This window comes from Pseudofrankia coriaricola (genome assembly GCF_032027725.1).
In the GTDB taxonomy this organism is placed as follows: Bacteria; Actinomycetota; Actinomycetes; order Frankiales; family Frankiaceae; genus Pseudofrankia.
This window is the reverse complement of record NZ_JASNFO010000018.1, coordinates 89,489-101,661: the sequence shown is the minus strand read 5'-3', so window position 1 is coordinate 101,661 and position 12,173 is coordinate 89,489. Positions and strand designations below refer to the sequence as shown.

At 74.0% G+C, this 12,173-nt stretch carries 10 protein-coding genes; 4 read left to right on the top strand and 6 right to left on the bottom strand.

From position 1 onward, the window contains the following. Positions 1-124 precede the first annotated feature (124 nt). The 3 genes from QOZ89_RS10755 to QOZ89_RS10745 all read right to left on the bottom strand — a co-directional run bounded on the left by QOZ89_RS10755 (position 125) and on the right by QOZ89_RS10745 (position 3,778). Positions 125-1,168: an alcohol dehydrogenase catalytic domain-containing protein gene (locus tag QOZ89_RS10755; RefSeq protein ID WP_071053114.1), complete on the bottom strand. Its 1,044-nt coding sequence runs from the start codon at positions 1,166-1,168 to the stop codon at positions 125-127. 515 nt (positions 1,169-1,683) lie between these two features. Further along, positions 1,684-2,529: a DUF7507 domain-containing protein gene (locus QOZ89_RS10750; protein ID WP_131804179.1), complete on the bottom strand. Its 846-nt coding sequence runs from the start codon at positions 2,527-2,529 to the stop codon at positions 1,684-1,686. A 469-nt stretch (positions 2,530-2,998) separates the two neighbouring features. Further along, on the bottom strand, positions 2,999-3,778 hold the full coding sequence (locus tag QOZ89_RS10745) for a L,D-transpeptidase (RefSeq protein ID WP_312623653.1): 780 nt from the start codon (positions 3,776-3,778) through the stop codon (positions 2,999-3,001). A 504-nt stretch (positions 3,779-4,282) separates the two neighbouring features. Here QOZ89_RS10745 and QOZ89_RS10740 point away from each other — a divergent pair. The 3 genes from QOZ89_RS10740 to QOZ89_RS10730 all read left to right on the top strand — a co-directional run bounded on the left by QOZ89_RS10740 (position 4,283) and on the right by QOZ89_RS10730 (position 6,933). Beyond that, the gene (locus QOZ89_RS10740) at positions 4,283-4,786 is read left to right on the top strand and encodes a VOC family protein (protein ID WP_071053111.1); all 504 of its coding nucleotides are present in this window, start codon (positions 4,283-4,285) and stop codon (positions 4,784-4,786) included. Then, the gene (locus tag QOZ89_RS10735; RefSeq protein WP_198543557.1) at positions 4,783-5,283 is read left to right on the top strand and encodes a nuclear transport factor 2 family protein; all 501 of its coding nucleotides are present in this window, start codon (positions 4,783-4,785) and stop codon (positions 5,281-5,283) included. Before QOZ89_RS10740 ends, QOZ89_RS10735 begins: the two co-directional genes overlap by 4 nt. Positions 5,284-5,556: 273 nt before the next feature. Further along, positions 5,557-6,933 (top strand): PucR family transcriptional regulator, encoded by a 1,377-nt coding sequence (locus tag QOZ89_RS10730; protein ID WP_083419784.1) that lies wholly within the window; start codon positions 5,557-5,559, stop codon positions 6,931-6,933. Between the two features lie 65 nt (positions 6,934-6,998). On the opposite strand, the gene QOZ89_RS10725 is transcribed toward QOZ89_RS10730, so the two are convergent. The 3 genes from QOZ89_RS10725 to QOZ89_RS10715 all read right to left on the bottom strand — a co-directional run bounded on the left by QOZ89_RS10725 (position 6,999) and on the right by QOZ89_RS10715 (position 10,464). Next, positions 6,999-7,814: an SDR family oxidoreductase gene (locus QOZ89_RS10725; protein WP_071053110.1), complete on the bottom strand. Its 816-nt coding sequence runs from the start codon at positions 7,812-7,814 to the stop codon at positions 6,999-7,001. A gap of 277 nt (positions 7,815-8,091) precedes the next feature. Further along, positions 8,092-9,240, bottom strand: a complete 1,149-nt coding sequence (locus QOZ89_RS10720) for an acetyl-CoA C-acetyltransferase (RefSeq protein WP_071053153.1) — start codon at positions 9,238-9,240, stop codon at positions 8,092-8,094. A 117-nt stretch (positions 9,241-9,357) separates the two neighbouring features. Then, the gene (locus tag QOZ89_RS10715) at positions 9,358-10,464 is read right to left on the bottom strand and encodes a LysR substrate-binding domain-containing protein (protein WP_312623651.1); all 1,107 of its coding nucleotides are present in this window, start codon (positions 10,462-10,464) and stop codon (positions 9,358-9,360) included. Between the two features lie 203 nt (positions 10,465-10,667). On the opposite strand from QOZ89_RS10715, the gene QOZ89_RS10710 reads away from it, so the two are divergent. Next, complete coding sequence (locus QOZ89_RS10710; RefSeq protein WP_071053152.1) at positions 10,668-12,128, top strand: 2-hydroxymuconic semialdehyde dehydrogenase; 1,461 nt, start codon at positions 10,668-10,670, stop codon at positions 12,126-12,128. The last annotated feature ends 45 nt before the right edge of the window (positions 12,129-12,173 follow it).

Sequence of the window (12,173 nt, the reverse complement as noted above, 5' to 3'; positions counted from 1 at the left end):
GGAGGAGACGGGCTCGGCCGCCACCCTGACGGGGGGTTGGGGGCGACCGAGCCCGCGCTCTGGGGGGCGGGAGCGGACGAGGGCGTCGGAGGGGGCACGGACGTCGGAGTGGAGAAGGATTCCGTCACGGCCGTAGCAATACCTTGCCGACCGCCCGCCGTTCCTCGAGGCGGGTCTGCGCGGCGGCGGCCTCGGCGAGCGGGAACTCCGCGTCGACCGGCGTGACGAGGCCGCCGCGCCAGTAACGTTCCAGCACCTCGGCGAACTCGCGCGCCGGGTACGGGCCGGAGCCGAGGAAGCGCAGGCCGAAGTGGAAGGCGTACTCCAGCGGAATCGTCACCTCGGGCCCCGTGGTATCGCCGACGAAGACCAGCCGGCCGCGCGGTGCGAGGCTGAAGATCGACGCTGGCCAGGTCGCGGGACCGACATGGTCGAGCACCATCTCGACGCCCCGGCCGCCGGTCGCCTCCCGCACCGCCGCGATGACCTTCTCGCTCGGCGTGTGCGCGTCGGCGAGCACGAGGTGGTCGGCGCCGATGGAGCCCGCGAACGCGAGCTTGTCCTCGCTGGAGGCGGTGGCGATGACGGTCGCGCCGAGCTGTTTCGCCAGCTGGATCGCCGCGAGGCTCACGCCGCTGGCGGCGGCGTGGACGAGCACCGTCTCCCCCGCGGTGAGGTTGCCGGTGGCGCTGACCGCGTGCCAGGCGGTGGACCAGATCGTGGGGACCAGCGCCGCCTCCGCCAGCGGCACATGGTCGGGGACGGGGTAGGTGTTACGCGCCGGGACCTTGACGTACTCGGCGTAGCCACCGGGGGCGGTGGCGCCGACGACCCTGGCGGCGGAACAGTAGCCGTCGTCGCCGGCGAGGCAGGCCGGGCACTCCCAGCACGACATCGCCGGGTTGACGACGACCCGGTCGCCCGCGGCGACGGTCGTGACGTCCCGGCCGACGGCGGTGACGATGCCGGCGACGTCCATGCCGGCGATGTGGGGCAGGGTGAAGCCGGGGATCTTGGCGGGGCCGCGCCGCTGCATGACGTCGAGGTGGTTCAGGCCGCAGGCGGCGACCTGGACGACGACCTCGCCGGGCCCCGGCGCCGGGTCCGGGAGCGACGCGACCGCGAGCACCTCGACGCCGCCGAACCCGTTCTGCACGACCGCCCGCACGCCCGCCTCCGCTGTCGCAGTGATGCACCGGGCCGGGCCGCGGGTGCGCGGCGCCCGTGGTCACGCCTCGTCGCGCGGCCCGGTGAGACAACCGCCGCCAACGCTTCGTTGTGGCGCCCGCAGGCGCGACGGAGAACGTCTCGCGTCGGCGGGGCCAGGCGTTGGCGACTGCGGAGAACGTAGGCCGCCGCCGGCGGCCTACCGATGTGCCCGGCGCACAAACGCACCCGGCGGCCACTGGGCGGGGCGCGCACCAGCCAACGCCGAGGCCGAGATCGCTTAGCACGCCCGAAACGCGCCGGGCCACAAGCGCGCCCGCCGGAACGCGCCGACGACGGCCGTCGACAACGACAAGGCCCGGCGCGTCACTGGGACGCGCCGGGCCATATCCATGTTCAGGATCCAGGTTCAGGAATGCCAGCCCCACCGGCCAGTCCGGGAGGGCCAGGTCGCGGCGGCCGGACGGCGGCTCGGCTGTGGTTCAGCCGAGCCACAGCTCTGGTCTCAGCCGTGGCTCAGCCGGTGACCTGCACGGGGGCGGCACCGACCGGGCTCACTCCGGCGGGTGCCGCGCCGGCACCGACCGGGACGGCTCCAGCGCCGGCGGGACCGGCCCCCGCAACGGGAGCGGCGCCCCCGACCGGGGCAGCACCCGCGACAGGAGCAGCGCCCCCGACGGGGGCAGGCGCGGGTGCGGCGGCCGGGGCAGCGGCCGGCGCCGGGTCGGGCTCCGCCACGGGCCCCGACTCGGCCGCCTTGCCCTCGGCCACCGAGTCGACGGGGAGTGACTGGTCGGGGCCCGTCGGGGTGGAGCCGGCCGTGGCCGTGTCGGGCTCGAGGGCGGGCTCGGTGGCGGCCAGCGGGGCGCTGGGCTTGTCGTCGGGGATGGTGAGGTTCGCCGTCGGTGAGGTGACCGTCGTGCCCTCCGACTCGACGATTCCGGTGGCGGTCGCGACGTCGGTGATGAATGACTGGTCGAAGTCGGCCTGGGTCGTCACGTAGGTGGCGGTGCAGGTCTTCGACGCGCCCCTGATGAGCGGCCCGTCGGGGCAGACGATGGGCGACAGACCGGCATGCGCATCCTGCACGGCCACGCCGTACAGCGTCTTGTCCCCGTTGTTCGTGATCAGATAGGACAGGGTCAGCGTCTGGCCGGGACCGGTGAAGGACGCGGGCTGGGACGACGTGTCCAGGGCAAGCGGGTATGTCGTGGCATCGGCGCTGGCGGCGTCCGGGCCGAGGATGATGACCGCCCCGGTCGTGGCGACGAAACCGGCGAACGCGAACGCGGCGGGCGCCGCCAGCCTCGTGGGCAGAAAGGACAACCGGGCCCGCGGCCCGGACCTGCCGGCAATACGCACTACAGCTCCTCGAACTCCAAGCCCGGCGCGCCGGCGAGATGTCTCGTCGGGGCGTACGGCGGGACGCGGCGGGACGCGGCGGGCAATACTCTCCGCACACAAGAGTTACACAAAGTAATCGGTTAGCTACATGTAACCGGCCGGCGTGTCGGCGTCGTTGGCCGGATGGTCGCTGGCGCGACCGCCGGCCACGACGCCGTGTCGGGCGCTGGGGCGCCCTCCCGGCCCGGTTCCGGGGTTGACGGATATGGCCGGGGCTGGTGTGGAGCCGGATCGGGATGTGGTTGCGCTGGTCGTGCGCCAATGCGCCGTCACCAGCGGTGGCCAAGATGCGCTGTCACCAGCAAGGTCGCTGCCGCTGCCGCCGGCCGCGGCGCCGTGTCGGGCGCCAGGGCGCCCTCCCGGCCCGGCTCCGGGGTTGACGGATATGGCCAGGGCTGGTGTGAGGCCGGGTCGGGATGTGGTTGCGTTAGAAGACCGGGCTGCCGGAGATCGTGATGGGGGAGCCGGCGGGGACAGCGCGCAGCGGCGCGAGGTCGGACAGGTGCAGGCGGACGCAGCCGTGCGAGACCTGGGCGCCGCTGTCGCCGATCTCGGCGTCGGCGCCCAGCGGGCCGTGGACGCCGACGATCGCGTCTCCGGAGGAGTCCCAGTCCGTGATCGACGTGGAGTGCGCCGAAGTCACCAGGATGAAGTCGCCGTAACCGGGCCCCGGCGGCGGGGCGAACAGGGCCAGGAAGAACTCGCCCGTCGGGGTCGGGTCGTCCGGCGTGCCGACGCCAGCCGGGGCGTCGAGCGTCACCTTCCCGTGGTCGAAGAGGCGCAGCCGCTTCGCCTGGACGTCGATCGCGATCCGGTAGGAACTGCTGACCAGCCGCGCGTCGGTGGCGCGGATCCACGCGGTGGAGAAGTTCGGCCGCTGCGCGACGCGGACCCGCAGCCAGCCGGGCCGGCTGTCGATCACCGGCAGCGCCGACGGCGCGCCGCGCCACGACCCTGGCACCACGCCGTCGCGGGCGCCCTCGTCGGGCGCGGTGAACCGCGGCACGTCGTGGGACAGCTGGGCGATCACCGTGACGTCGGGCGGAACGGTGGCCCCGTCGGCGGCGCCCGGCTGCGGTGTGGCCCCCGGCGCGCCGTCCAGCAGCCCTCGGGGCTGGTCGGCCCGGCCGACCACCAGGATGAGCGCCACCAGCACGCCCGCGGCCATCGACAACGCCGCCACCGCGAGCCCCGATCTGGTCCTCATGCCCGCCTCCCTCATGGCCAACGGCTCCTCCACGTCGCGCCGTCTAGTAATCATCCAAACACGTATAGCAACGCACGCGGTCATCCTGAGCCGGGCCAGGCGGGTCACCGCCGCCCCGGAGCAGAACCGGCGCCGGGCAACGGCCGTCGATGACGGGAGAAGCGGCCACCGTGAGCCGTATCCGCCGAGCGGGTGGGAGGCGTGGCGGCTGGGGGATTTGTGCCGACAGCACATCGGTCACACCGAGCCGTCGTTCCTAGCATTCCGGCGAGACAGTCGGCCCGCCAGCGGCGCCGGGCCGGCCGCCGCGGCGCGGACTCGCACCCAGCTGCCGTGCCGCGCCGCGCGCGGGGTACAGCAGGTACAGCAGCACTGACCAGGTCCGCACGCGGGTTCTCGAACTCGACTCCGCCGAACCATTCAGGCCCGCCCGCCAAGGCGCGGCCTGACAGAGCCGACCGACCGGTGACGACGAGCACCGGCCGCTTCAGAGGAGTGACGCCGGTGACCACCGACGCGACGCACACCGCGGTATCCCCGTCGGGGACGGGCGGCTCCGGGATCAGCCAGCCTCGCTGGACGCACATAGCGCTGCCGAGCGGCGACCTCGACAAGTCGATCGAGTTCTACACGACCATGACGCCGCTCGTCGTCGTCGCCACCCGCGAGGACGCCGACGGCCGCAACGCCTGGCTGTCCAACCCGGGCCAGTGGGAGACGCCGTTCGTCCTGGTGCTCTCCGCGTTCAACTCGGCCGCCGGCACCCAGCAGGGCATCATGAAACCCTTCGCGCACATCGGCATCGAGGTCCCCAACCGGGAGGACATCGACGCGATCGCCGAGAGGGCCCGTGAGAACGGCAGTCTGTGGTGGGAGCCGCGGGACATGCCCGACCCGATCGGCTACATCTGCGCGGTCCACGACCCGGACGGCAATGTCGTCGAGTTCAGCCACAACCAGCGCGTCTTCTCGACCGTCCGCAAGTTGTGGGGCCCGGAGCCCTCGTGACGACCCGGGCCCCCCGCCCCGACCGGGCCGCCAGCGCTGGCACGGGCATCGGCATCGGCGTCGGCGTCGACCGGACGGACGGCGCGGGTGACGCGAAGGACGGCGCGGTACCGGAAGCCGGCTGGAGTGGGCTGCCGGCACCGGCCGCCGCCTACGTCGCCGCGATGAACGCCTGCGACCCGGACGCGATCGCCGCCTGCGTGACCGTCGACTTCCGCAACGAGCACGCCTCGACGCACGGCCGCGGCTGCGTGGGACGGGCGGCCTACCGGGAACGGCTGCCGGGCTTCCTGGCCGCCTTTCCCGGCCTGCGCTACTCCCCCGACCCGGACCAGGCGCCGGTCGCCGCCGGCGGCCGGGTGGCCATGCCCTACGTGATGACGGCGGCGCTGCCGGCCGGCCCGCTCCGGCTGCGCGGCCTGTGGCTGCTGACGCTGCGGGACGGGCGGGTGGCGGCCCGACTCGACTACTGGGACAGCGGCGCCGTCCCCAGGTAGTGGGCGCGCGCGGTGAAGCACACGCCGGGCGAACAGGACGCCGAGTGACGCACCTGGCCAGGCGGGCCGATGTGAGAATGCCGTCCCGTCGGCATGACGGCGTCAGCACCTGAGTTTGCGTGCGATCCTCACAGAGGTGCCCGAACCGGGATACCCGGCCGCGCAAGGACGCCGGGGCACCGAGGTGGCAAGGGCGACATCGAGGTCGCCGACCGTCGACATCGAGGTCGGCATCGATCTTCCGCCATGCTGCCCTCGAGAGGATTTGACGTCGTGGCGAACCACGAGCTCCTCGCCCTTCCTCGGCCCGAGCGGCAGGTGATCGCCAGCCCGCCTAACGTGATCTCCGTGCCTCACCAGTCGCCTCGCCCCGGCCGGCCCACGCCGCCGCCGCGGCCGTCGGCGCCGCGGCGCGACCCGGCGGAACTGGCCAGAGAGCTGACCGAGCTCGCCCTGTCCGGCAACGACTGGCGCCCGATGATCCGCACGATCGCGTCCGCCACCGGCCGATCGGTGCGCCTGCTCGACGTCCACGGCGGCGTGCTCGCCACCAGCGGTCCGACCGGCGCCGAGGCCGCCGGCCTCGCCCCGGACGAGGCGCCGGCGGTCAGCGGTGTCGTCGGCGGCGTCCCGGCGCTGCTGGCCCGCCCCGGGTTCACCGAGGTGACCTGCGAGGATGGCTGGCGCGGGCGGGGAGCCACGGTGCGCGCCGGCTCCCGCTACGTCGGCCTGGTGCTGGTCGCCGTCGACCCCGGCGAGACCGACCTGGGCTGGCTGGACGCGCGGGTGAGCGCCGCGCTCACGGCGCTCGCGATCGTCGCGGTCCGCCAGGACGCCGAGGCCGCGGCCCGCGCCGAGAGCGCGAGCCGGCTGATGAGCGAGCTGCGCTTCGGCTCGCCGCGCGGCCACGACGAGCTGCTTCGCTCCGCGGCCCGGTTCGGCCTGGACCTCACCGTCCCGCACGCCGCCGCGCTGTTCTACTACGACGGCCGCCACGGCCGGACGTGGACCACCGGCCTGACCTGGATCGAGAACGGGGCCGCGCAGGACGGCGAGCTGGGCTGGACGGTCCTCACCGGTAACGTCGAACGCGAGCTGGCCCGGATCCGCGACCGGCTGCAGGGCATGGTCGGGCCGGACCGCCCCGTGCTCGCCGCCGCGGGCCCCGTCGTCACCGACAACGGTCACGACCTCGCTGAGACCGCGGCTTCGTTCGCCGAGGCGGAGGCGGTGCTCGCCCTGCTGCGCCACCGCGGCGACGCGACCACCCTGGTGCACTCCCAGCTGGGCCTGGTCGGGCTGCTGCTCGCCGTGCCCCGCGGCCGGCTGGAGGCGTTCGCCCGCGCCGAGCTCGGCCCGCTGCTGGAACGCCCCGACCTGCTGGAGACCCTGGCCGCGTGGCTTGAGACGAACGGCAGCCGAGCCGCCGTTGCCGAGCGCATCCACGTTCACCGCAACTCCGTCGGCTACCGTATGAACCGGGTCCGCGACCTGCTCGGCCTCCAGGAGGACGAGCCGGCCAGGATGTGGCGTCTGCACGCCGCCGTCGTCGCCCGCGAGGTCCTCCAGGCGCTCTCGGCGGCTCCGCCCCAGCCGGACAGCCGCCGCGGTGACGGGCGGCCACGTCCCACGATTCCGGGGATCGACTGACTGACTGACCGACTGACTGGCCGGCCGGCCGGCCGACGCATCGGCGGTGCCGCGGGCGGGCGGCGTCAGCTGATCTTGCGAGTGGCGACGTGGAAGCCGGGCAGCTCGCCGCCGCCGTGGACCTCGAGGTCGGCGCCGGTGACGTACCCGGCGAGCGGCGAGGCCAGGTAGAGGCAGGCGGCGGCGACGTCCGCCGGCGCGGCGGCGCGGCCCATGGGCACGACCGCGTCGATCGCGGCGGTCGCCTCGCCGTAGAAACCGCCGGCGTCGACGGCGGTGTTCGCGAGCCCGACCGTGACGTGGTTGACCCGCACCTTCGGCGCCCACTCCAGCGCGAGCGACGCGGACAGCGCGACCAGGCCGGCCTTGGCCGCCGCGTAGGCGGACGAGCCGGGCGCCGGCCGGCGCCCGGACACGCTGCCGATGTTGACGATCGCGCCGCCGCCGTCCTGGGCCTGCATGACGGCGTTAGCGGGCTGGCTGACGTAGAAGGCGGCGTGCAGGTTGAGGGCGACGACCCGCTCGAAGAACCGCGGCGACACGGTGGCCGCCTCGGCGGCCGGCGCGCCCCCTGCGTTGTTGACGAGCAAGTCGAGCCGCCCGTGCCGCTCGACCGCCGCGTCGACCACGGCCCTGGCCTGCGCCGCGTCGCGCACGTCGGCGGCGACGAAGCTGGCCACGCGCCCGTCGACCGCCGGTCGCACCTGTGGCTCCTGACGCCCGCACACGACGACCTCGGCTCCGGCCGCGAGGAATGCCAGCGCGATGGACCGGCCGATCCCCCGGGTCCCGCCGGTGACGACCACCGTCCTGCCCTCGAAGCTCAGCCCGTGCGCGGCCACGGCTACCGCCGCCGCGACGTCATTCTCGGCTCGCGCCATCCCGCCCACCTCGCCTCCCGAAATTCTTCACGATGCGTGACCGTTCATAAGCGGCTGAGCGGGCCGCTGACGGGCGAACGCGGGCCACCGGGGTAGGTGGGCTGGCTCCGAGGCGGCCAGACGCGGGTGCTCCTTCGCCGCGCTCACCGGCGATCAGCGAACCGTGGCAGATCAGCATGCCTATAGACGGGCTCATCTGACACAGAGCGAAACCGTGCCGCGCAAGTGTGTCGGATGGGCACGTCCATAGACGGGGTGAGCCAACACAGTTCGCCCGTCAGAGGCGTTCGATGATGGTGACGTTGGCCTGGCCGCCGCCCTCGCACATGGTCTGCAGGCCGAAGCGGCCACCAGTGCGCTCCAGCTCGTGCAGCAGGGTGGTCATCAGCCGGGCGCCGGTCGCGCCGAGAGGGTGGCCGAGCGCGATCGCGCCGCCGTTGACGTTGACCTTGTCCAGGTCGGCGCTACACTCGGCCGCCCAGGCGAGCACGACGGACGCGAACGCCTCGTTGATCTCGACCAGGTCGATGTCGCCGAGCGCGCGACCGGCCTTCGCCAGGGCGTGCGCGGTCGCGGGGATCGGCGCGGTGAGCATCCAGACCGGGTCCGCGCCGCGCACCGACAGGTGGTCGATGCGGGCGCGCGGAGTCAGCCCGTGCGTGCGCAGCGCCGCCTCGCTGGCGATCAGGAGCGCGGCGGAGGCGTCCGAGATCTGGCTCGACGTAGCCGCGGTCACCCGCCCGCCCGGCGTCAGCGTCGGCAGGGAACGGATCTTCGGCCAGTTCGGCTCGCGCGGCCCCTCGTCGGCGGCGAGGCCGAAGGTGGACACGATCTCCCGGTCGAAGCGCCCCTCGGCGCGGGCCGCGATCGCCCGCTCGTGCGAGCGGACCGCGAACTCCTCCATCGTGTCCCTGGTCAGCGACCACTTCTCGGCGATCATCTCCGCGGAGCGGAACTGGGAGACCTCCTGCTTCCCGTAGCGGGCGCGCCAGCCCTCCGAGCCGCTGAACGGGTCGGGGAACCCCAGCGCCTGTCCCGCGGTCATCGCGGCGGAGATCGGGATAGCGCTCATGTTCTGCACGCCACCCGCGACCACCAGGTCGGCGGTGCCGGACATGACCGCCTGGGCGGCGAAGTGCACCGCCTGCTGGGAGGAGCCGCACTGACGGTCCACGGTCGTCCCCGGCACGTGCTCGGGCAGCCCGGCGACCAGCCAGCAGGTGCGCGCGATGTCGCCCGCCTGCGGGCCGACGGTGTCGACGCACCCGAAGATCACGTCGTCGACCGCGGCCGGGTCGACCCCGGACCGCCCCATCAGCGCGTTGATCGCGACCGCGCCCAGGTCGGCGGGGTGTATGCCCGACAGCGCGCCCCCGCGCCGCCCTACCGGGGTCCGGACCGCTTCGACGATATAAGCCTCCGCCACGGCCACAGACACTACCAAGCGCTTGCTCGGGAGACCAGCGATCCGCCGACGCATGAGCGCGCACCACCGGGCGGCCCGGCCACCGGGCGGCCGGTGGCCGGTGGCCGGCGGCCGTCGTTACGTCCCGGCCGGGGCGCGCAGGTCGGCGGCGGCGGCGCGCAGGCAGTCGGCCAGCGCGCGGGCGGCCGGCGTGGGCGGGCGGCCCGCGGGCTCGGTCACGCCGACCGACGAGCCGAGCGAGGGCAGCGCCACGGGCAGGTGGCACAGGCCGGGCTCGTCGCGGATGACGAGCTCGGGCAGGGCGGCGATCGAGTCGGTGTGCAGCAGCAGGTGGCGGGTGGTCAGGATCGACATGCACTCGACCCGGTCGGCTGGCAGTGGCAGCGCCTCGCGCAGGAAGGCCGCCTCCAGTTCGCGGCGCAGCGCCGTCTCGGCCACGGGCACCACCCACGGGTAGTGGATCAGGTCCGCGAGCCGGGCGGCTCCCGGAGTTCCCGCCGGATCGGCGGCAGGGTCCCCGCCGGATCCGGGGTCCCTGCCCGATTGGCGACAGGATTCCTCCTCGATCGGCTCCGCCGATCGAGGAGGTAAGCGATCGGGCAGGTCTGGAAGCCGATCCGGCGGGGACCCTGGGAGGTCGGCGATCTGGGAGGTCCGAGTGGCCGCCGGGTGCCCCGTGCGGGCGACCAGGCGGATCGGCTCACGGTAGAGGGTCTCCTGGCGCAGCCGCTCCGCGTCGTCGAGCACGGTGAGACGGCCGACGACGAGGTCGAGCGTGCCGGCGAGCAGTTCGGCGGTGAGCGCCTCGGGGTTGGCCTCCCGCACGATCACGGTGACCTTCGGCCGCTCACTCTTGAGCCGCCCGATCGCGAGCGGCAGCAGCAGGTTCGAGCCGGCGAGATAGGTGCCGACGGCCACCGTGCCGGCGTCGGCCCCGGCAAGCTCCGCGAGGTGGTCCGACGCCGAGCGCAGCTGGGCGAGCACGGCCCTGGCGTGGTCGACGAACGCCTCCCCGAAGGCGGTGGGGGCGAGCCCCCGCGGGCCGCGGTCGTAGAGGCGCACGCCCAGGATCGACTCGACCTCGTGCAGCGCCCGGGTGGCCACCGGCTGCGTCACGTGCAGCCGCTCGGCGGCCCGCACGACGCTGCCGGCGGAGGCGATCGCGTCGACGAGGACGAGATGCCGGATCTTGAGCCGCCCGTCCAGGAGCTGAGGCCGTTCCATCCCGCGAAGCTATACCCATTCAGGCATAGCTCCTCGTCCCCTCGGTATTTGCGGAACATATCTGGGGGCCAGACACTGAACCCATGCAGTCGCCCAGCCGATCGACCAGTCCCGGTCCGGCGCAGACCCGCCCGCTCGAGGCACTCGCGAGCCGACGGACGGACCGGCCGGGAACCCTGACGATCGCCGGGCAGGGAGCGCCCGTGCCGCCCACGATCCACGGCTTCGTCGACGGCGGCTACGCGGAGTCCGCCGGCGGCGCCTGGGACAACGTCGACCCGGTCGACGGCTCGGTCCGGTCCCGCGTCCAGGAGGCCGACGCCGCGCTCGTGGACCGGGCCGTCCGCGCCGCCCGCGCCGCGCTCGACGGCGCGTGGGGCCGCACGTCGGTGGCCGAGCGGGCGGCCCTGATGCGCCGGGTCGCGGACCGGATCGAGGAACGGTCCGAACAGTTCGCCCGCGCCGAGAGCGGCGACACCGGCAAGCCACTGGCGCAGGCCCGGGAGCTGGACGTCGCCCGCGCGGCCGCCAACTTCCGCGCGTTCGCCGACACGGTCGCCGCCGCCGGCCAGCCGTCCTTCCTCACGGAGCTCGCCGGCGGGAAGCAGGCGCTGAACTACGCGGTACGCAGGCCGCTCGGCGTCGTCGCCGTGATCGTGCCGTGGAACCTGCCCCTGCTGCTGCTGACCTGGAAGGTCGCGCCGGCGCTGGCCTGCGGCAACGCCGTCGTCGTCAAGCCCAGCGAGCACACCCCGACGACGGCGACGATGCTCGCCGAGGTGCTCGCCGAGGCCGGCGTGCCGGACGGCGTCTACAACGTGGTGCACGGCTTCGGCCCGGGTTCCGCCGGCCAGGTCCTCACCGAGCACCCCGGGATCGACGGGGTGACGTTCACCGGCTCGTCGGCCACCGGCTCAGCGATCATGCGGGCGGTGGCGCCCCGGGTCCGCCAGGTCTCGTTCGAGCTGGGCGGCAAGAACGCCGCGGTCGTGTTCGCGGACGCGGATCTCGAGGCGACGCTGGCCGGCCTGACCCGCTCGGTCTTCGCCAACACCGGCCAGGTCTGCCTGTGCACCGAACGGGTCTACGTCGAACGGCCCGTCTTCGACGAGGTGGCGAGTGGGCTGGCTGAACGGGCGAAGGCGCTGAAGCTGGGTCATCCGGATGACCCAGCGACCACCACCGGCCCGCTGATCTCGGCCGAGCACCGCGAGAAGGTGCTGAGCTACTACCGGCTCGCGCGGGAGCGAGGCGCCCAGGTCCTCGTCGGCGGCGGCGTGCCGGCGCTCGGCGGCGGGCTCGACGGCGGGTCGTGGATCGAGCCCACGCTGTGGACGGGGCTCACCCACGCCGACCGGCCGATGCGCGAGGAGATCTTCGGCCCGTGCGCCGCCCTCGTCCCGTTCGACACCGAGGACGAGGCGGTCCGCCTGGCCAACGACACCGACTACGGCCTCGCCGCGGCGGTCTGGACGACGAACCTCTCCCGCGGCCACACGGTCGCCCAGCGGATGCGGGTCGGCCTGTCCTGGGTGAACACCTGGTTTCTGCGCGACCTGCGCTCCCCGTTCGGGGGCATCGGCCTGTCCGGCATCGGTCGCGAGGGCGGCGAGCACTCGCTGGAGTTCTACACGGAACTGACCAACGTGTGCGTCGCCCTGTGAGCGCAGGAGCAAGCGAGCGGAGTGGTCGTCCGAGGAACGAGGACG

What these genes read in the sequence shown, in the direction of transcription:
- QOZ89_RS10745 (WP_312623653.1), bottom strand. Translation starts at nt 3,778, where the DNA reads ATGAGGACCAGATCGGGGCTCGCGGTGGCGGCGTTGTCGATGGCCGCG.
- QOZ89_RS10725 (WP_071053110.1), bottom strand. Translation starts at nt 7,814, where the DNA reads ATGGCGCGAGCCGAGAATGACGTCGCGGCGGCGGTAGCCGTGGCCGCG.
- QOZ89_RS10715 (WP_312623651.1), bottom strand. Translation starts at nt 10,464, where the DNA reads ATGGAACGGCCTCAGCTCCTGGACGGGCGGCTCAAGATCCGGCATCTC.